The organism is Salipiger sp. 1_MG-2023, from assembly GCF_030547555.1.
GTDB lineage: Bacteria > Pseudomonadota > Alphaproteobacteria > Rhodobacterales > Rhodobacteraceae > Salipiger.
This window is the reverse complement of sequence record NZ_JAUOQN010000014.1, coordinates 1-18,468: the sequence shown is the minus strand read 5'-3', so window position 1 is coordinate 18,468 and position 18,468 is coordinate 1. Positions and strand designations below refer to the sequence as shown.

17 protein-coding genes are annotated in these 18,468 nt (G+C 65.9%); 9 read left to right on the top strand and 8 right to left on the bottom strand.

All coding sequences use genetic code 11. The features are described 5' to 3' along the window. Nucleotides 1-3: 3 nt before the first annotated feature. Entirely contained in the window at nucleotides 4-1,014 is a 1,011-nt protein-coding gene (locus Q4543_RS08945) for a ribose-phosphate pyrophosphokinase (RefSeq protein ID WP_216001969.1), read from the bottom strand. Nucleotides 1,015-1,114: 100 nt separating this feature from the next. Between Q4543_RS08945 and Q4543_RS08940 the strand changes: the two genes are divergently transcribed. Continuing rightward, nucleotides 1,115-1,714 carry a 2-hydroxychromene-2-carboxylate isomerase gene (locus Q4543_RS08940; protein ID WP_303437528.1) on the top strand — a complete coding sequence of 200 codons (600 nt, stop codon included), beginning with the start codon at nucleotides 1,115-1,117 and terminating at the stop codon, nucleotides 1,712-1,714. A 621-nt stretch (nucleotides 1,715-2,335) separates the two neighbouring features. On the opposite strand, the gene plsY is transcribed toward Q4543_RS08940, so the two are convergent. From plsY to Q4543_RS08920, 4 genes are all read right to left on the bottom strand, one after another. Beyond that, entirely contained in the window at nucleotides 2,336-2,944 is a 609-nt protein-coding gene (gene plsY, locus Q4543_RS08935) for a glycerol-3-phosphate 1-O-acyltransferase PlsY (RefSeq protein WP_303437526.1), read from the bottom strand. Between the two features lie 3 nt (nucleotides 2,945-2,947). Further along, nucleotides 2,948-4,228 carry a dihydroorotase gene (gene pyrC / locus Q4543_RS08930; protein WP_303437524.1) on the bottom strand — a complete coding sequence of 427 codons (1,281 nt, stop codon included), beginning with the start codon at nucleotides 4,226-4,228 and terminating at the stop codon, nucleotides 2,948-2,950. A 141-nt stretch (nucleotides 4,229-4,369) separates the two neighbouring features. Next, complete coding sequence (locus Q4543_RS08925) at nucleotides 4,370-4,915, bottom strand: aspartate carbamoyltransferase catalytic subunit (protein WP_303437522.1); 546 nt, start codon at nucleotides 4,913-4,915, stop codon at nucleotides 4,370-4,372. After that, nucleotides 4,912-5,862 (bottom strand): aspartate carbamoyltransferase catalytic subunit, encoded by a 951-nt coding sequence (locus Q4543_RS08920; protein WP_303437520.1) that lies wholly within the window; start codon nucleotides 5,860-5,862, stop codon nucleotides 4,912-4,914. Before Q4543_RS08920 ends, Q4543_RS08925 begins: the two co-directional genes overlap by 4 nt. Before the next feature lie 151 nt (nucleotides 5,863-6,013). Here Q4543_RS08920 and Q4543_RS08915 point away from each other — a divergent pair, with 151 nt between their 5' ends. The 5 genes from Q4543_RS08915 to Q4543_RS08895 all read left to right on the top strand — a co-directional run bounded on the left by Q4543_RS08915 (nucleotide 6,014) and on the right by Q4543_RS08895 (nucleotide 12,797). Further along, nucleotides 6,014-6,799, top strand: a complete 786-nt coding sequence (locus tag Q4543_RS08915) for a uracil-DNA glycosylase family protein (RefSeq protein ID WP_303437519.1) — start codon at nucleotides 6,014-6,016, stop codon at nucleotides 6,797-6,799. Beyond that, nucleotides 6,796-7,326 (top strand): hypothetical protein, encoded by a 531-nt coding sequence (locus Q4543_RS08910; protein WP_303437518.1) that lies wholly within the window; start codon nucleotides 6,796-6,798, stop codon nucleotides 7,324-7,326. Before Q4543_RS08915 ends, Q4543_RS08910 begins: the two co-directional genes overlap by 4 nt. A gap of 4 nt (nucleotides 7,327-7,330) precedes the next feature. Continuing rightward, nucleotides 7,331-7,873: a molybdenum cofactor biosynthesis protein B gene (gene moaB / locus Q4543_RS08905; protein ID WP_303437517.1), complete on the top strand. Its 543-nt coding sequence runs from the start codon at nucleotides 7,331-7,333 to the stop codon at nucleotides 7,871-7,873. Between the two features lie 95 nt (nucleotides 7,874-7,968). Further along, nucleotides 7,969-9,414, top strand: coding sequence for an efflux RND transporter periplasmic adaptor subunit (locus tag Q4543_RS08900; protein ID WP_303437516.1), 1,446 nt, complete (start codon nucleotides 7,969-7,971; stop codon nucleotides 9,412-9,414). A 2-nt stretch (nucleotides 9,415-9,416) separates the two neighbouring features. After that, nucleotides 9,417-12,797, top strand: a complete 3,381-nt coding sequence (locus Q4543_RS08895) for an efflux RND transporter permease subunit (protein ID WP_303437515.1) — start codon at nucleotides 9,417-9,419, stop codon at nucleotides 12,795-12,797. Here Q4543_RS08895 and Q4543_RS08890 read toward each other — a convergent pair. Then, nucleotides 12,794-13,576: a protein-disulfide reductase DsbD domain-containing protein gene (locus Q4543_RS08890; RefSeq protein ID WP_303437514.1), complete on the bottom strand. Its 783-nt coding sequence runs from the start codon at nucleotides 13,574-13,576 to the stop codon at nucleotides 12,794-12,796. The genes Q4543_RS08895 and Q4543_RS08890 overlap by 4 nt on opposite strands. A gap of 151 nt (nucleotides 13,577-13,727) precedes the next feature. Between Q4543_RS08890 and Q4543_RS08885 the strand changes: the two genes are divergently transcribed. After that, complete coding sequence (locus tag Q4543_RS08885; protein WP_216001981.1) at nucleotides 13,728-14,303, top strand: YqgE/AlgH family protein; 576 nt, start codon at nucleotides 13,728-13,730, stop codon at nucleotides 14,301-14,303. Between the two features lie 85 nt (nucleotides 14,304-14,388). Here Q4543_RS08885 and Q4543_RS08880 read toward each other — a convergent pair whose 3' ends face one another. Then, the gene (locus tag Q4543_RS08880; protein WP_303437513.1) at nucleotides 14,389-15,336 is read right to left on the bottom strand and encodes an L-threonylcarbamoyladenylate synthase; all 948 of its coding nucleotides are present in this window, start codon (nucleotides 15,334-15,336) and stop codon (nucleotides 14,389-14,391) included. 119 nt (nucleotides 15,337-15,455) lie between these two features. On the opposite strand from Q4543_RS08880, the gene Q4543_RS08875 reads away from it, so the two are divergent. Together Q4543_RS08875 and Q4543_RS08870 are read left to right on the top strand one after the other, a co-directional pair. Next, nucleotides 15,456-17,156 (top strand): acyl-CoA dehydrogenase, encoded by a 1,701-nt coding sequence (locus Q4543_RS08875; protein ID WP_303437512.1) that lies wholly within the window; start codon nucleotides 15,456-15,458, stop codon nucleotides 17,154-17,156. Nucleotides 17,157-17,180: 24 nt separating this feature from the next. Beyond that, complete coding sequence (locus Q4543_RS08870) at nucleotides 17,181-18,200, top strand: MBL fold metallo-hydrolase (protein ID WP_303437510.1); 1,020 nt, start codon at nucleotides 17,181-17,183, stop codon at nucleotides 18,198-18,200. Here Q4543_RS08870 and Q4543_RS08865 read toward each other — a convergent pair. Next, the coding region (locus Q4543_RS08865; protein ID WP_303437508.1) for an integrase core domain-containing protein at nucleotides 18,197-18,468 on the bottom strand (272 nt) is incomplete at its 5' end. The genes Q4543_RS08870 and Q4543_RS08865 overlap by 4 nt on opposite strands.

Below are 18,468 nucleotides of genomic sequence, written 5' to 3'. Positions count from 1 at the left end.
CGCTCAGATGATGCCTTCGTAGATCGGCCCCAAGGTGTCGGTCTCGAACAGCGACGACACCGAGGTGCCGTTCCAGATGTTCAGGATCGCCTGTGCGAACATCGGCGCGGTGGGCACGATGCGGATGTTCTCGGCCCCGGCGACCTCTTCTGTCGCGGCGATGGAATCGGTGATCACCAGCGATTTCATCACCGAGGCTTTGACCCGTTCGACAGCCGGGCCGGACAGCACGCCGTGGGTGATATAGGCATGCACCTCGGTTGCGCCGTGGTTCATCAGGATTTCGGCGGCCTTGCACAGCGTTCCGGCAGTGTCGCAGATGTCGTCGACGATGATGCATTTCTTGCCCGTCACATCGCCGATCACCGTCATTTCGGCGATCTCTCCGGCCTTCTCGCGGCGCTTGTCGACGATGGCCAGCGGCGCATTGATCCGCTTGGCCAGCTCACGAGCCCGCGCCACGCCGCCGACGTCGGGCGAGACGACCATCACGTCTTCCAGCTCGCCTTCGAACTGTTTCAGGATATCCAGCGCGAACACCGGCGAGGCATAGAGATTGTCCACCGGGATGTCGAAAAAGCCCTGAATCTGCGTGGCGTGCAGATCCATGGTCAGCACCCGCTCGATTCCGGCCTCGTGGATCATGTTGGCGACCAGCTTGGCGGTGATCGGGGTGCGTGCCTTGGTGCGGCGATCCTGACGGGCATAGCCGAAATACGGAATCACGGCGGTGATACGCGCCGCCGACGAGCGGCGCAGCGCGTCGGCCATGATCAGCAGTTCCATCAGGTTGTCGTTCGCCGGGCGCGAGGTCGACTGGATGATGAACATGTCTTCGCCGCGGACGTTCTCGTAGACCTCGACAAAGATCTCCTGATCATTGAACCGCTCGACACGGGCGTCGACCAGCCCCACGGACATGCCGCGATAGAGCGACATGCGCCGCGCGATGGCATTGGCAAGCGGGCGGTTGGAATTTCCAGCGATAAGCTTGGGTTCGATGACGGTTGGCATGGGGGAGGGGCCTCGGCAGCGATGACAGATTGATGACGTTGCGGGGGCCTTAGCACGCGGTTACCGTGACGCAAAGCCATCTGCCACCAAAGGGGTGAACATGAGCCATATCGACTACTATTTTACGGTGCTTTCGCCGTATGCCTATCTTGCCGGGCTGCAACTCGAAGAGATCGCCGCAAAGCACGGCGCCAGTATCACTTACAAACCGCTCGACATCATGGCGCTGTTTCCGCGTACCGGCGGCGCCAAGCCATCGGAGCGCCATCCGATCCGCATGGAATATCGCGCCATGGAACTTCCGCGTCAGGCGAGAAAGCGGAAGATGCCGCTGAACTTCAAACCGGCGCATTGGCCAACCAATGCTGCGCCTGCATCCTACGCGATCATCGCGGCGCAAAACGCCGGCGGTGGCGATCTTGGCGCGCTGACCCATGCCATCCTGCGAGCGTCCTGGGTCGAGGAAAAGGACATCGCCGAAGACGAGGTGGTGCAAGCCTGCCTGAAGGAGGCCGGGTTCGATCCGTCCCTGACCTTCTCCGGCTTGCTGACCGGCGCCGAAACCTATGCGAAGAACCTCGAAGAGGCGGTGAACGCAGGTGTCTTCGGCTCGCCCTTCTACGTGCTGGATGACGGGGCCAAATTCTGGGGTCAGGATCGGCTAGACGATCTGGACGCGCACCTGTCAGGTACGCTTTAGCGTCAGGCCTTGGGCTGAATCTGCCCGGTCAAGGCTGCCTTCTCGGATGCGACGGGAAGGCGGCCTGCCCACCAGATCGCTGCCCCTGACAGACCAAAGAAGCCAAGGACGCAGGCAATCATCAGGGACAGGACGAGAAGGGCGCTCATATTTTTGATTCCGTGTTATTTGCTTTTGTCTGCCCATCAACGGGTCCGATCGTAAATTTGTTCCTAACGGGCGGGGGACTCTCGCTCAAGATTGACGTCTGCGACAGTTGTGCAACAGGGTGTAGGCGTGGCGCGGATGCCACTTTTCCGCCACGGGCCGTCACAGGGCGAGGCGGCGACATTTCGGCGGGGCTTGCATGCAACACTCTGAAAATGTGGCATGACGGCGGCTGACCTGACCAAGCCGGGCAGGGGCGCGATCTGTCTCAAGAGCTGGCCTGCAGTGTCGAGCAACGGCTGGCACGCTGTGCCGTAAGGCGCTTTATGACCTGCGTGATGGCGCAAGGATGCATCGCGAACAGCTGCGCTTTTCCGCTCTTCAGCCTGTCGCCAAGGGGCCACGTAAGCGTGATCAAGCAGCTCAGGTTTCGGCGAGCCAAGGCCGGGAAGGCGCTGTGAGGGACCGGCTGGTCTATTTCTTGCCGATCTTCGGTTCGATGCCCTTGCGCAGGCGGGAGATGTTCTCGCGGTGGCGCCAGAGGATCAGGGCCGTCAAGGCGATGGTCAGTGCCGTCATGTCATATTCACGCAGCAGGATCATCCACGCGGTCGACAGCACCGCCGCGACCAGTGCGCTCAGCGACGAGATCCGCCCCATCACCGCCGCCGCCAGCCAGGTGGCGCAGCTCATCAGGCCGACCGGCCAGCTCAGCGCGAGGATCAGCCCGAGGAAGGTCGCAACCCCCTTGCCGCCCTTGAACTTCAGCCATGCGGGGTAGCAATGGCCCAGAAAGGCGGCGAACCCGGCCAGCTGCGCCGCGTCTTCTGCTGCCAGCCAGCGCGCCAGCAGCACCGCCACCGCGCCTTTGCCGCCATCGAGGAGCAGCGTTCCTGCCGCCGCCGCCTTGTTGCCGGTGCGCAGCACGTTGGTCGCGCCGATGTTGCCCGAGCCGATCTTGCGCAGATCGCCAAGCCCCATGGCGCGGCTCAGCAGGATGCCGAAGGGGATCGACCCCAGCAGATAGCCCAGCACGGCCCAAAGGGCGAGCACGGCGGGCGTCGAGGTGATCTCGGGCAGCATGGGTCAGCTCCGGTAGACGGGTTTGCCGGCGACGAAGGTCGCCAGCACCTTGCCCTGAAGTCGGGCACTGTCGAAAGGGGTATTCTTTGATTTCGACTGAAGCTTGAAGCGATCCAGCACAAAAGGCTTGTCAGGGTCGAACAGCACCAGATCCGCGGGCGCGCCCCTTGCCATGCGCCCCGAGTCCAGCCCCAGTCGCTTTGCCGGGTTCAGCGACAGCGCGCGGAACAGGGTCGGCAGGTCAAGCTCGCCCGAATGGTACAGCCGCAGCAGCACCGGCAGCATCGTCTCAAGCCCCACCGCGCCGCTGGCGGCTTCTTCAAAGGGCAGGCGCTTGGATTCCTCGTCTTGCGGGGTGTGAAAGCTGCCGATGATGTCGATGAGGCCGCTGCGCAGCGCCTCGACCGTGGCCTGCCGGTCGTCTTCGCAGCGCAGCGGCGGCTTGACCTTGAAGAAGGTGCGGTAGTCGGCCACGTCCATGTCGTTGAGCGTCAGGTGATGCATCGAGGTGCCCGCCGTGACATCCAGCCCGTTGGCGCGGGCACGTTCCAGCGGGGGCAGGGCGCGCGCGGTGGTGATCTGGTCGGCGTGATAGCGCACGCCGGTCATCTCGACGAGCGCGAGATCACGATCAAGGCCCATGCGTTCGGCCATCGGCGACACGGTGGGCAGGCCGCGCAGGGTGGCGAACTTGCCGCTGGTGGCCGCGGCGCCTTGCGACAGGCCCGGTTCTTGCGGGTGGCAGAGCACCAGCGCGCCAAGGCTGCGGGCATAGCTCATGGCGCGGCTGAGCACCTTGGTATCGGTGCAGACATGGTCGCAATCGGTAAAGGCGACGGCCCCGGCATCCAGCAGAAAGCCGATTTCGGTCATTTCGCGGCCCAGACGGCCCTTGGTCAGCGCGGCCATCGGCAGCACGTTGACCAGCGCGTCGTCCTTGGCGCGATCCTTGATGAATTCCAGCACCTCGGGGGTGTCGATGGGCTGGGCGGTGTCGGGGCGGGTGACCATGGTGGTCACGCCTCCGGCGGCGGCGGCCAGCCCGGCGGACTTGTAGCTTTCCTTGTGGCGCTCGCCCGGCTCGCCGACCTTGACGCCGATGTCGATGATGCCGGGGGCAAGAAACGCCTCATCCGCATCGATGCGGGTGGCGTCGATGGCTTCGGGGAAGGGAGTCTCGAACAGCTCGGCGATAAGGCCATCCTTGAGCAGGACGGCGCCGGGGCGGATGCTGCCCGCCTCGGGATCGACGAGGCGCGCGTTGGTGATAAGCGTGGCGGTCATGGGGCGGTGTCCATCGTCGGGTCTGGCACGGGGCGGCGTTTTGGCTTGATCCGTGAGTATGCGAGCAAGGAGGGAAGGAAAAGGGTCATGCGCCGCTGCCTCGGGCTATCCGGACGGCAGCGCGGCTGGGCAAAAGGCGGATCATGAGATCTGCGCCAGCGTGCCCGCGATCAGCACCACCAGCAGGGCGATGGCGATCAGCGTGATATACATGGCCCGGCGGCTGCCGGGACGGGCGTCGTCGCTTGCCGGATCGGCGCTGTGCCATGCCGCCTTGCTGCGCAGGGCGGGGCCGCGCGGACGCGGGGCGGCCTCGGCAAAGGTGGCGACCCAGCGCAGCGGCGCCGCGATGGTCAGCTCTTGGCTGGCATGATCGAACGCCTGACTCGGCAGCACCACGACATGGCCCCGGAGCGCATCGATGCGCGGCTTCATGTCGTCAAGTTCCGCCTCGGGGATGGCGTAGGCGCTGCGCAGATATTCCGACAGGGCCATGTCGCCAAGATCATCGACATCGACCACATCGACAAAGGCCGGGCGCAGCTGCGCCGCGCCAAGCCCGTATTTCAGCGGGTATTCCCCGGTGCCTGCCTGCGTGGTGAAGCGTTCCACCGCCTGCGGCGGCAGGTCGAGGTGAAACAGCCGGACAACCCCTGTTTCCGAGCCGTTCACCTGCATCTTGGTCATGCCGACAGCTCCGTCGGACGGGCGCGCAGGTTGCGGGCGAGCAGATCCATGCAGGCCATACGCACCGCGACGCCCATTTCCACCTGTTCCTGAATGACCGAGCGGTTGATGTCGTCGGCCAGCGTTCCGTCGATCTCGACCCCGCGGTTCATCGGGCCGGGGTGCATGACGATGGCGTCGGGCTTGGCGACGCTCAGTTTTTCGGCGTCGAGGCCGAAGCGGTGATAATACTCGCGCTCGGACGGGATGAAGCCGCCATCCATGCGCTCCTTTTGCAGGCGCAGCATCATCACCACGTCGGCGTCGGCAAGGCCTTCGCGCATGTCCTCGTAGATCTCCACGCCGAATTCGCTCAGCACCGGCGGCACCAGCGTGGTGGGGCCGACTAGGCGGATGCGGTTTTCCATCTTGTGCAGCAGCAGGATGTTGCTGCGGGCCACGCGCGAATGGGCGATATCGCCGCAGATCGCGATGTTGAGCCGGTGCAGACGCCCCTTGGCGCGGCGGATGGTCAGCGCATCCAAAAGCGCCTGCGTGGGGTGTTCGTGCCGCCCGTCACCGGCATTCAGCACGGCGCAGTTGACCTTTTGCGCCAGCAGGTCGACCGCGCCGGAATGCGGGTGGCGCACCACCAGCAGATCGGGGTGCATGGCGTTCAGCGTCAGCGCCGTGTCGATCAGCGTCTCGCCTTTCTTGATGGAACTGGCCTGCATCGACATGTTCATCACATCCGCACCCAGCCGCTTGCCCGCGATCTCGAAGCTGGCCTGCGTGCGGGTGGAATTTTCAAAGAACATGTTGATCTGGGTCAGGCCCGCCAGCGCGCTCGAATGCTTTTCGCGGCGGCGTGACAGCGTCACGTATTGCTCGGCAAGATCGAGGATGGTGGTGATCTCGTCGGGGCGCAGGGGCTCGATGCCCAGAAGGTGACGCTGGTCGAAACGCATGTGGGGGCTCCTGTCGGTCTTGCAGCGGTTATAGAAAGACGGCGGCGGCGCGACAAGGGTCGGCCGAGACTGGCCGCATTTGAATGAACTTGGCAAGGCACAAGCGATCTTGGCCATTTCCGGCGGCGCGGCAGGCGGATAGGATGGGCGCATGGATTCGGCATCAGACATGGATTGGCACGCGGCGCGGGCGGCGCTGGAATGGCAGCTAGAGCTGGGCGCCGATGAATGCATCGCCGATGCGCCCGTCGACCGCTTTGCTGCCGAGATCGAGGCGCGCGAAGCCAAGGCCGCGCCCGTGGCTGCCGCGCCGGTGGCCGGACAGGCCGTGACCGCCGTCGAGCAGGACCCGGTGCAGGAAGCCGAGCGCGCCGCCGCCGGGGCCGCCACGCTCGAGCAGCTGCGCGAGGCGATGGCGGCGTTCGATCTGTGCGATCTGCGCCATGGCGCCCGCAATCTGGTGTTCTGCGACGGGGTGCCGGGCGCAAAGGTGATGATCGTCGGCGAAGCGCCGGGGCGCGACGAGGACCGGCAGGGCAAGCCCTTTGTCGGGCGCGCGGGGCAATTGCTGGACAAGATGCTTGCGGCGATCGGGCTGTCGCGCAGCGAAAATGTCTATATCACCAATGTGCTGCCGTGGCGGCCACCGCAGAACCGCGATCCGCGCCCCGCAGAAATCGCCATGATAAAGCCGTTTCTGGCGCGTCACATTGCGCTCGCCGATCCCGATCTTCTGCTGATCGTGGGCAATATCTCGTGCAACGCGCTGCTGGGCAAGACCGGCATCACCCGTCTGCGGGGCCATTGGGCTGAGGCCGAGGGCCGCCCCGCGATCCCGACCTTTCACCCCGCCTACCTGCTGCGCCAGCCGCAGGCCAAGCGCGAGGCATGGGCCGACATGCTGGCGCTGTCCGCTCGGCTGAGGGCACTGAAATGAGCGCGCTTCTGGCGCTGGTGCTGCTTGCGGCGGAAAGCTTTGCCATCGATTACGGGCAGGTATTTCGCGACCATGCCGATGATATCATGGTGGCCGAACCGGGGGTGCTGCATCAGGAATTGCCGGGGCCGGTGATCCTTGAGCGGCGCGGCAAGCGCTTCCACGCCGAGGATCAGTCGGGCTGGGGGCCTGCGGGCTGCGCCATCGACCGGCTGTTCGTCGCCGGAGCGGCGGTGACCGCCTGCCCGGACATGTTCTCGCCCGAGCAGCGCGACCGCGTCGCCAGCCAGCTGATCCGGGGCGTGCAGTTCTTTGCGCTCAACACCGTGCCACAGATGAGCGAGACCGCCGCAACCGAGGCGATGCTGGGCGAACTGGCCCGCCGGCGCGATCGCTTGTCGTTGCTCTGCGTTCCGGGCGAGCCGGAACTGGCCTTTGCCGCCCATATCGCCGAGGATCAGTCCATCGCGCGCTTTGGCAAGATCTTTGCCGCGCCGCGACTGCCCGTTCTCGAACCATGCAGGTAATATCATGTCGCGCATCGACGACTCTAGGGATTTCATCGCGGTCCGCATCGCCGTTCTGACGGTCAGCGACACGCGCTCGCTGGCCGAGGATCGCTCTGGCGATACGCTGGTGCAGCGGCTGACCGACGCCGGGCATATCCTTGCCGCCCGTGACATCTGTACCGACGACCGCGCCCTTATCGCGGACCGGCTGCGCGCCTGGGTGGCAGACCCGCAGATCGACGTGATCCTGTCGACCGGGGGCACCGGCCTGACCGGACGCGATGTCACCGTCGAGGCGCATCGGGATGTCTATGAAAAGGAAATCGACGCTTTCGGCACGGTTTTCACCATCGTGTCGATGCAAAAGATCGGCACCAGCGCGGTGCAAAGCCGCGCCACCGGCGGCGTTGCCGGGGGCACCTATCTGTTTGCGCTGCCCGGCAGCACCGGCGCCTGCAAGGATGCATGGGACGAAATTCTGAGCCTTCAGCTCGATTACCGGCACCGTCCCTGCAATTTTGTCGAAATTTTTCCACGTCTGGACGAGCACAAGCGGCGGAAGTGACGCAATCGTGCGTATCAGTCAGGATGCACGTTGCATCCTGAACAGATAGACTTTCGTGAATAGACACGCCGCCCCTTGCCGCAGGACGACGCCCCATGCGATTTCTTCGCCAGAGCCTTATCGGTTTGTTCCTTGTTTCCCTGACGCTTGGCCTGCTGGTCTGGGCGGGGGCGCTGGTGCAGGGGGCGGTGCAATCGCGGCTGAACGACACGCCGCGCATGCCGCAATCGCGCGAACGGGTGTTCGCGGTGAACGTGGTGCCGGTACAGTTCGAAACCGCAACCCCGGTGCTGACCGCCTTTGGCGAGGTGCAAAGCCGCCGCACGCTGGAGTTGCGCACCGCCGTCGATGGCGTGCTGACCGATTTCGCACCGCAATTCGTCGATGGCGGGCGGGTGGCGGCGGGCGCGCTGCTGGCCCGGATCGACCCTGCCGACATGCAGGCGGCGCTTGACAGCGCAGACAGCGATCTGGCCGACGCCGAGGCCGAACTGCACGAGGCACGCCGCGCCGTGGAACTGGCCGCCGAGGCGCTGGCCGGAACCGAGGAACAGGCGCGGCTGCGCCAACAGGCGTTCGAGCGGCAACAGGATCTGGAACAGCGCAGCGTCGGCACCGCCGCGCAGGTCGAAGAGGCAGAGCTTGCCGCGTCGAGCGCGCGCCAGTCGGTGACCACGGCGCGCCAGTCTCTGGCCAGCGCCGAGGCGCGCGTCGATCAGGCGCAAACCGCGCTGGCCCGCGCCGGTATCGCCCGCGACGAGGCCCGGCGCCGCCTTGACGAAACCCGGATCTGGGCGCCCTTCGACGCCCAGCTGTCGGATGTGAGCGTGGTCGCGGGGCGCCGGGTCTCGGCGAATGAGATGCTGGCCATGCTGGTCGATCCTGATGCGCTTGAAGTGGCGTTTCGGGTCTCGGTGCAGCAATATGCGCGGCTTCTGGGCGAGACGGGGAGCTTGGGCGATGCGCCGGTGCGCGTGGTGCAGGATCTGCAGGACGGGCAGCTAGAAACCACCGGTCATCTCACCCGCGAAGGCGCGGCGGTGGGCGAGGGGCAGACCGGGCGGCAACTTTACGCGACGCTGGACCGGGCGGCGGGCTTCAAGCCCGGTGATTTCGTAACCGTGCGGGTGAGCGAGCCGCCGCTGCGCCGGGTGGCGCGCCTGCCAGCCACCGCGCTGGATGCGGCGGGCGAGGTGCTGGTGATCGGCGCCGGGGATCGGCTCGAGGCGCTGCCGGTGACGTTGCTGCGCCGGCAGGGCGACGAGGTGCTGGTGCGCGGCGCGGCCATCGAGGGCCGCAGCGTCGTGGCGCAGCGCACCCCGCTGCTGGGCGCGGGCATCAAGGTGCGCCCGCTCAATGCCGAAGCCGAACCCGAAGCGATGCTGGAGCTGGACGCCGAGCGCCGCGCCCGACTTGTCGCCTTTGTCGAGGCCAGTACCCGGATGCCCGCCGAAGCGCGCCAGCGCATCCTTGGGCAGCTGGCGCAGGACAAGGTGCCTGCCTCGGTGGTGGCCCGGCTTGAAGAGCGGATGGGAAGCTGACGATGCGACAGGTTTCTCCGCGGATCTCGGGACAGGCCTCTGGCATCCTGTCGTATTTCACCCGGCACCCGACGGTGGCGAACCTGCTGCTGGTGATCCTTGTCGCCGCTGGGCTGCTGGCGGTGCCCAACATGCGGGCGCAGTATTTCCCTGATGTGATCGACGATGACGTCACCGTCTCGGTGTCATGGGACGGGGCCGGGGCGAATGATGTCGACACCGGCATCGTGCAGGTGCTGGAACCGACGCTGCTGGCGGTCGAGGGGGTGGTGAATTCCGAAAGCCGCTCGACCGAGGGCAGCGCCCGCATCGAGCTGGAATTCGAACCGGGCTATGACATGATGAAGGCCGTCGACGATGTCGAAACCGCGGTCGATGCCATCACCACCCTGCCCGAGGATGCCGACGATCCGACCATCCGCACCGGCGGCTGGGCCGACCGGGTGACCGATGTGGTGATCTCGGGGCCGGTGGCGACCGACCAGCTGGCGCGGTTTGCCGATGAATTCGTGCTGCGCCTGTTCGCCGAGGGCGTGACGCGCACCACCACGCGGGGCCTTGCCGCACCGCGCATCGTCGCCGAGGTGCCGACGGTGAACCTTGTCGGCTACGACGTCAGCATGGACGAGATCGCCACCGCCATCGCCGGCGAGGTCGATGCCACGCCCGCCGGCGACGTGACCGGCGCCAATGCCCGCGTGCGCGCCGGGGTCGAAACCCGCACCGCCCGCGACATCGCCGCCATCGTGCTGCGCTCGCAACCCGATGGCACCAACCTGACCGTTGGCGATGTCGCCCATGTGCGCACCGAGGGCATCGACCGCGAGCGCAGCTATTTCGTCGGCGGCAACCCGGCGATCTCGATCCGGGTCGACCGCTCGGCAGAGGGCGATGCGATCAAGATCCAGCGCAGCGTCGAAGAGGTTGCCCGCGACTTTCAGGCGCAATTGCCCGAAGGCACCACCATCGAGCTGATCCGCACCCGGGCCGAGCAGATCACCGGGCGGCTTGATCTGCTGCTCGACAATGGCGCGATGGGGCTGCTGCTGGTGGTGGTGCTGCTGTTCCTGTTCCTTAACGCCCGCACCGCGATCTGGGTGGCGATGGGCATTCCGACCGCGATGCTGGCGGCGCTGGCGCTGATGTATGCCTCGGGGCTGACGATCAACATGATCTCGCTGTTTGCGCTGATCCTGACGCTGGGCATCGTGGTCGATGACGCCATTGTGGTGGGAGAGCACGCCGATCACATGTCGCGTCACGGGCTGGGCCCGATCGAGGCATCGGAAACCGCCGCGCGGCGCATGGCGCTGCCGGTGATCTCGTCGACGCTGACCACGGTGATCGCCTTTTTCGGGCTTGTCGTCATCGGCGGGCGCTTTGGCGATCTGATCAAGGACATTCCCTTCACGGTGATCGTGGTGCTGCTGGCCAGTCTGGTGGAATGCTTCCTGATCCTGCCGCATCACATGTCCCATGCCATCCGCGCCGCGCAGCGCCAGCATTGGTACGACTGGCCGTCGCGGCAGGTGAACCGGGGCTTCCGCTGGCTGCGAGAGACGCTGTTCCGGCCCTTCATGTGGGGCGTGGTACGGGCGCGCTACGTGGTGCTGGCGGGGGCGCTGCTGGCGCTGGCGTCGCAGGCGGCGCTGTTCATCCGGGGCGATGTGCAATGGCGCTTCTTCAACGGGCCAGAGCAATCGTCGATCACCGGCAATTTTGCCATGGTGTCCAGCGCCACGCGCAGCGACACGCTGGCGCAGCTTCAGCTTCTGCAACAAAGCGTCGACGAGGTTGGGCGCGAATACGAGGACCGGTACGGTCTTAATCCCATCACCTATGTTCTGGCCGAGATCGGCGGCACTGCCGGGCCGGGGCTGGCCGGGGCCGACAGCAAGGATGACGACCAGCTTGGCGCCATCTCGATCGAGATCATCGATGCCGACGACCGCCCCTATTCCAGCTTTGCGCTGGTCGAGGATCTGCAACAGCGCATGTCGGCGCATCCCATGGTCGAGACCATCAGCTTTCGCGGCTGGCGCTCTGGTCCCGGCGGCGATGCGCTGGACGTGCAGTTCTACGGCGCCGATTCTGAAACGCTGAAAGCCGCCGCCGAGGATCTGAAAACCGCGCTTTTGCCGTTTCCCGAAGTGTCAGCTGTCGAGGACAACCTGTCTTACGACAAGGAAGAGCTGATCTTGCAACTGACCCCGCAAGGCGACGCGCTGGGCTTTACCATCGACGATCTCGGCACGGTGCTGCGCCAGCGCCTTGCCGGGATCGAGGCCGCAACCTTCCCCGATGGGCCACGCTCGGCCGAGGTGCGGGTCGAACTGCCCGACAGCGAGCAGACGGCGGATTTCCTTGACCGGATGCAGATGCGCACGCCGGACGGGGCCTATGTGCCGCTGGCCGATATCGTCAGCGTATCGCGCCAGACCGGGTTCAGCACCATCCGGCGCGAAAACGGCATCCGGCTGATTTCCGTGACCGGCGATATTTCCGAAGACGATCCGCAGCGCGCCGCCGACATCATGCAGGCGCTGCGACAGCAGATCCTGCCGACCATGGCCTCCGAACGGCAGGTGGAATACCGCCTGTCGGGTCTTTCGGAACAAGAGGCGGAATTCCTTGGCGATGCGCGCACCGGGCTGATCCTTGTGCTGCTGGGCATCTACCTGACGCTGGCTTGGGTCTTTGCCAGCTGGACGCGGCCGCTGGTGGTGATGTCGGTGATCCCCTTCGGACTGGTTGGGGCGGTTTACGGGCATTACCAATGGGGCGTGCCGCTGAGCATGTTCACCGTGGTGGGCCTGCTGGGCATGACCGGGATCATCATCAACGATTCCATCGTGCTGGTGACGCAGATCGACGAATATGCCCCGGATCGCGGCATCTTTCAGGCCATCGTCGATGGTGCGGCAGACCGGCTGAGGCCGGTGTTTCTGACCACCGCGACCACGGTGATGGGGCTTGCGCCGCTGCTCTATGAACGTTCAAGCGATGCGCAGTTCCTCAAGCCGACGGTGATCACCCTGTGCTATGGGCTTGGCTTCGGGATGCTGCTGGTGCTGATGGTGGTGCCCGCGCTGATCGCGGTGCAACACGACATATCGCTGCGGGTCGGCGCGTTCCGCCACGGGCTGCGCTTTCGCCGCGCGGGCCTGCGCTGGGGCATCACGGCGGTGTTCGGCGTGGTGCTGGTATGGCTGGGCGCGACCATGGGCGCGGTGGCCATCGGCGCGCCGGGGGTGGTGCTGCCGATGCTGTCGGGGGCCGCGCCGATGGCGGGCGCCTTCCTGAGCTTTGTCGCGGGGGTGGCAGCGCTGGTGGCGGTGCTTTGGCTGGGCAGCTTTGCGATACCGCGCAAGCCGCGAACCTAGCTGTCGCAGCCCTGAATATCGACGGCGTGATCTTTGCCCAGAACGGTGATCCGCACCCGCGAGCGATCCAGCATGATGGGCTTGCCCTCCATGTGCCGCAGCCGGGTTTCCGTCACCAGCGTGTTGCCAACGCGGCTGGTGGCGGGCTCTGACGCCCAGACCTCGGGCAGGCCCGGCTCGATGACCGCGTTTTCGGCGCCGCCGGAGGTGGGCATCTCGATTTCGGTACGCAGGGTCAGGCCGCCGCTGTCCGGGCGGATGGCGCAGTGCACCTTGCCCACTTGCGCCTCGCCCTTGGTAAAGGGCACCGAGGCCATCGCCGAGGCGATCATCGGGTCGGGCTTGGTTTGCGGTGGCAGCACCGCCGAAATATGCAGCGTGTGCGGCAGGCAGATATCTTTGCACAGGCCCAGTTGCATTTCGGTGGTCAGCCGGATGTCGCCATCGCTGCGCGGTCGGATGCGGATCGGCAGCACCAGCTCTTCCTCGTAGCCGATCGAGCGCATCCCCGATTGCCAGAACACACGCGGCGTTGGCCAGATCACGCCAAGGTCTCCGACATTCTCGGACCCGGCCCAGTCGAACAGCGGCGGAATGCCCGCATCGCCGGGGGCGCGCCAATAGGTGTGCCAGCCCGGCGCAAGCGTCAGGTGCAGCGCCGCGACATGGTCACCATTGGGAAGACGCCAGCCCGGCCGCAGCTCTGCGGTGATCGGCTCTTCGGCGGCGAGGGGCGAGGCCAGCACGAGGCAGGCAGCAAGGGTCCGGGTAAATCTCATGCGCCACACATGCGGCGCGGCGAATGCTCCGTGCAAGTCACATCGCGGCGAGCGCGGGTGAGGCGATGCGAAGTGTTGCGCCTCGTCCCTTGCCAGCCTGCCCCTGCAACGCCATGTTGAAGGGGCAGCCAAGGCCTACGGAAAGGACCCCATGGACATCACTTCGGACGCATCGGACCTGACGGGCAAAATGCTTATCGCCATGCCAGCCATGGGAGATTCGCGTTTCGACCACGCGGTGATCTACGTATGCGCCCATTCCGACGAGGGCGCGATGGGGCTGATCGTCAACAAGCCATCCGAAGACGTGACCATGGCGGCGCTGCTTGAACAGCTGTCGATGGAGCCCGCGCCGGGTCTTGAGTTACGGCAGGTGCATTTTGGCGGCCCGGTCGAGATGGGCCGCGGCTTTGTTCTGCATTCGCCCGATTACAAGTCGGGGCTGACCACGCTGGAAGTCGATGATTCGTTTTACATGACCGGCACGCTCGACGTGCTGGAAGGTATCGCCAAAGAGGACGGGCCACGCCACTGGATGGCGATGCTGGGCTATGCGGGCTGGGGGCCGGGGCAGTTGGAATCGGAACTGGCGCAGAACGCCTGGCTGGTCTGCGATGCCTCGCCCGAACTGGTTTTTGGCACCGCCGATCCGTCAAAATGGGAGGCGGCGCTGAACTCTATGGGTATCCCGGCGCATCTGTTGTCCGCCGAGGGCGGCACGGCCTGAATAATGTCCGCAGAGGGCGGCACGGCTTGAGTATTGTCCGCCGGGGGCGGCACGGCCTGATCCCGCTGCTCGCCGAAGGCGGCGCCTAGTCCCTTGGGGCGGCGGCGCGGCTCAGCCGGTCGTTGATCGCCACGCCAAGGCCGACATGGGGCACCGGCATCACCGCGATGCGGCTCGCGCCGGTGGCGTCCAGCCGGTAGAGATATTCGAACAGGTTCGCCGCCGCCTCGATCAGGTCGCCGCCGGGCGAGAGGTTGAGATCGCAGCTTTCCGCCGGGCCAAAGGCCAGCCGCGCCTCGCCCGGCTGCCAATCCATCGCATTCAGCCGTACGTGAGCGTTTGGCGCGTAATGCGAGCTCATCTGGCCGGGAGCCGAGATCTGGTCTGTGTCCTTGCGTTCCACCACCGGGCGGCCAAGCAGCTCGGTCAGGGCTTCGGCGGTGATGCGACCGGGGCGCAGCAGGCGCGGTCTTGGCGCAAGCCCGAGGATGGTCGATTCCAGCCCGACGTCGCAGGCCCCGCCATCCAGCACCGCGTCGATGCGCCCGTCCAGCGTTTCCAGAACATGCGCCGCCCGCGTCGGGCTGATCCGGCCCGAGCGGTTCGCCGACGGGGCTGCCACCGGCACCTCTGCCAGTTCCAGTAGGGTGCGCGCCACCGGGTTGGCGGGCATGCGTACCGCCAGAGTGTCCAGCCCCGCCGTCACCAGCTTTGACAGCTTGGCGCCCGCGCGCAGCGGCAGCACCAGCGTCAGCGGCCCCGGCCACAGCGCATCGGCCACGCGCTGCGCCATGTCCGGCCATTCGACATATTCGCGCACCGCCTCCAGCGAGGCGAAATGCACGATCAGCGGGTTGAAGCTGGGCCGGCCCTTTGCGGCAAAGATCCCCGCCACCGCGCGATCATCCAGCGCGTTGCCGCCAAGGCCGTAAACGGTCTCGGTCGGGAAGGCGACAAGCTTGCCGTTGCGCAGCAGCGTGGCAGCGGTGGCAAGCCCGTCGGGCGATGCGTCAAGGCGAAGAGTATCGGTCATGGGGTATGACGCCGCGTTCTTGTTGCTGATAGGGGCAGGATGGCTAGGCTCCGGCCCCGAAGGATGCCGCCCTGACTAGCCGAGCGCCGCCGCCTTGCCAACCGCGATTGGAGCCCATGATGCCGTACCGTGCCCCCGTTACCGAATTCTCGTTTCTGATGGACAAGATCGTGAATTTTTCAGCGGTGCAGGAGACGGAACGCTTCGCCGAGGCCAGCACCGACATGGTTCACGCGGTGCTGACCGAAGCCGCCAAGCTGAGCGACGAGGTGATGGCCCCGCTGCAACGTGCTGGCGATCTGACCCCGGCGCGGCTGGAAAACGGCGTGGTGCGCGCCTCTCCGGGGTTTGCCGAGGGCTATCGCGCCATTGCCGAGGGCGGCTGGGTGGCGATCACCGCCGATCCCGAGCACGGCGGCATGGGCCTGCCGCTGACCGTGGCGACGGCGGTGAACGAGATGATGGCCGGGGCCTGCCTGTCGCTGCAACTCAACCCGCTGTTGACCCAAGGGCAGATCGAGGCGCTGGAGCATCACGCCGACGATGCGATGAAGGCGCTGTACCTGCCAAAGCTGATTTCGGGCGAGTGGACCGGCACCATGAACCTGACCGAACCGCAGGCGGGGTCCGATGTGGGCGCGCTGTCGTCCAAGGCCGAAGAGAGAGGCGATGGCACCTATGCCATCACCGGGCAAAAGATCTACATTTCATGGGGCGATACGGATTTCGCCGACAATGTCTGCCATCTGGTGCTGGCGCGTCTGCCGGGCGCGCCGGCCGGCACGCGGGGCATCAGCCTGTTCATGGTGCCCAAATACATCCCCGATGCCGATGGCAATCCGGGGGTGGCCAACAGCCTCAAGGTTGTCAGCCTTGAACACAAGATGGGTCTGCATGGCTCTCCGACCTGCGTGATGAGCTATGAGGGCGCGACCGGCTGGATCGTCGGCGCGCCGGGGGGCGGGATGAAGGCGATGTTCACCATGATGAACAACGCCCGGCTGGGCGTCGGCGGGCAGGGCGTGGGCGCGGCGGAAGGCGCCTATCAGCATGCGCTGGCCTTTGCGAATGAGCGCAAGCAGGGCAAGTCCCCCGAGGGCACCATCATCGGCCACGCCGATGTGCGCCGGATGCTGGCCACGATGAAGGCCGAGATCTTTGCCGCCCGCGCCATTGAACTCGATTGTGCGCTGTCCATCGACATGGGGCGCGCGGCACCCGCGCCCGAATGGCAGGCCCGCGCCGCCTTTCTGACCCCCATCGCCAAAGCATTTGGCACCGATATCGGCTGCGCCGTGGCAGACATGGGCGTTCAGGTGCATGGCGGCATGGGCTATGTCGAGGAATCCGGCGCGGCGCAATATTACCGCGACGTGCGGGTGACGGCGATCTACGAGGGCACCAACGGCATTCAGGCGATGGACATGGTCGGGCGCAAGCTGATGGATGGCGGCGATGCGGCATATGGGCTGATCGACGAGATCGAAGCCGGTGTCGAGGCGGCCAAGGCCAGCCAGCCCGAGCTTGCCAATGCAATCTGGGAGGCGGCGGCGTCGTTGCGCGAAACCACGGAATGGCTGGTCGCGCAGGAGATGACGGCGCGCTTCGCCACCGCCGTGCCCTATCTGCGGGCCTTTGCGCGGGTGTTGGGCGGGCATTATCACCTGCGCGCGGCGCTGGCAGACCCGGGCGGCGCACGCGCCCGTCTGGCGACGTTCTACATCACGCGGCTGCTGCCCGAACATGTCGGCCTGCTGGCGCATGTGCGGGCTGGCGATGCCGCGCTGATGGCGATCACGCCCGACGACCTTGCCGCCTGAGCGCACCGGGCGTAGGCAGACGGCATGATACGCAACGCCTTTGATGCCCCGCCAGAGCCCGGCACTGCCACCGAAATCGCCGAGGGCGTGCTGTGGATGCGCCTGCCGCTGCCGATGGTGCTCGATCACGTCAATGTCTATGCGCTTGACGATGGCGATGGCTGGACCATCGTCGATACCGGGCTGAATTCGAGCCGCACCCGCGCGGCATGGGAGGCGCTGCTGGCCGGGCCGTTGCAGGGCAAGCCGGTGCACCGGGTGCTGCTGACCCATCATCACCCCGATCATGTCGGCCTTGTCGGATGGTTCATGCAGCGCGGCGCCGAGCTGGTCACCACCCGCACCGCGTGGCTGATGGCACGGATGCTGCAACTGGACGCGCAAGACCGCCCCGGCCCCGAACAGCTGAGCTTCTGGCAACGCTGCGGCATGGCGGCCGCGATCCTGCACAAGCGCGCGCAGGAGCGGCCGTTCAACTTTGCCGATTGCACATGGCCGCTGCCGCTGGGCTTCACCCGCATCTCCGAAGGCGACGTGTTTCAGGCCGGCGGGCGCACATGGGATATTCGCATCGGCAACGGCCACGCGCCCGAACACGCCACGCTGTGGTCGCGCGATGACCATCTGGTGCTCAGCGGCGATCAGGTGATCTCGACCATCAGCTCCAACATCGGCGTCTATGCCACCGAGCCCGAGGCCGACCCCATCGCCGACTGGCTGGAAAGCTGCGAGCGCCTCAACCTGTTTGCCCGGCCCGATCATCTTGCCCTGCCGGGGCACAAGCTGCCCTTTACCGGGATGCCGTTTCGCCTGCGCCAGCTGATCGACAACCATCATTCCGCGCTGGATCGTCTGCACGGCCACCTGTCCGAGCCGAAGACCGCGACCGATTGCTTTCCCGTGCTGTTCAAGCGCAGTATCGACGATGGCGCCTATGGTCTGGCCATGGTCGAGGCGATGGCGCATTGTCAGCACCTGTGGCTGACGGGGCGCGCATCGCGCCATTTGCGCGACGATGGGGCTTTTGTCTGGCAGGCGACCTAGCTGTCACATCCCGGCAGGTAATATGGCTGTTTCTTGAACAGCTCTGGCTTGAGTTTGTGCCAGTCCTTCATCGCGTGCAAGGGCGTCTTGCTGCCCAGGGCTGATTGCGGGAGCTGCTGGTTGTAAAGCCAGACGTAGCGGTGCAACGTCGTCTCCAATTCTTCGCCTGATCGGAAATGATGGCTTTGCAGCACTTCTTCGATGCGGCCATTGAAGCGCTCGACCATGCCGTTGGTCTGAGGCGACTTCGGCGGGGTCAGGCGATGCT

Excerpts from the sequence above, each read along its gene's own strand:
- Q4543_RS08945 (WP_216001969.1), bottom strand. The coding sequence starts at position 1,014 with ATGCCAACCGTCATCGAACCCAAGCTTATCGCTGGAAATTCCAACCGC.
- Q4543_RS08940 (WP_303437528.1), top strand. The coding sequence starts at position 1,115 with ATGAGCCATATCGACTACTATTTTACGGTGCTTTCGCCGTATGCCTAT.
- plsY (WP_303437526.1), bottom strand. The coding sequence starts at position 2,944 with ATGCTGCCCGAGATCACCTCGACGCCCGCCGTGCTCGCCCTTTGGGCC.
- pyrC (WP_303437524.1), bottom strand. The coding sequence starts at position 4,228 with ATGACCGCCACGCTTATCACCAACGCGCGCCTCGTCGATCCCGAGGCG.
- Q4543_RS08925 (WP_303437522.1), bottom strand. The coding sequence starts at position 4,915 with ATGACCAAGATGCAGGTGAACGGCTCGGAAACAGGGGTTGTCCGGCTG.
- Q4543_RS08920 (WP_303437520.1), bottom strand. The coding sequence starts at position 5,862 with ATGCGTTTCGACCAGCGTCACCTTCTGGGCATCGAGCCCCTGCGCCCC.
- Q4543_RS08915 (WP_303437519.1), top strand. The coding sequence starts at position 6,014 with ATGGATTCGGCATCAGACATGGATTGGCACGCGGCGCGGGCGGCGCTG.
- Q4543_RS08910 (WP_303437518.1), top strand. The coding sequence starts at position 6,796 with ATGAGCGCGCTTCTGGCGCTGGTGCTGCTTGCGGCGGAAAGCTTTGCC.
- moaB (WP_303437517.1), top strand. The coding sequence starts at position 7,331 with ATGTCGCGCATCGACGACTCTAGGGATTTCATCGCGGTCCGCATCGCC.
- Q4543_RS08900 (WP_303437516.1), top strand. The coding sequence starts at position 7,969 with ATGCGATTTCTTCGCCAGAGCCTTATCGGTTTGTTCCTTGTTTCCCTG.
- Q4543_RS08895 (WP_303437515.1), top strand. The coding sequence starts at position 9,417 with ATGCGACAGGTTTCTCCGCGGATCTCGGGACAGGCCTCTGGCATCCTG.
- Q4543_RS08890 (WP_303437514.1), bottom strand. The coding sequence starts at position 13,576 with ATGAGATTTACCCGGACCCTTGCTGCCTGCCTCGTGCTGGCCTCGCCC.
- Q4543_RS08885 (WP_216001981.1), top strand. The coding sequence starts at position 13,728 with ATGGACATCACTTCGGACGCATCGGACCTGACGGGCAAAATGCTTATC.
- Q4543_RS08880 (WP_303437513.1), bottom strand. The coding sequence starts at position 15,336 with ATGACCGATACTCTTCGCCTTGACGCATCGCCCGACGGGCTTGCCACC.
- Q4543_RS08875 (WP_303437512.1), top strand. The coding sequence starts at position 15,456 with ATGCCGTACCGTGCCCCCGTTACCGAATTCTCGTTTCTGATGGACAAG.
- Q4543_RS08870 (WP_303437510.1), top strand. The coding sequence starts at position 17,181 with ATGATACGCAACGCCTTTGATGCCCCGCCAGAGCCCGGCACTGCCACC.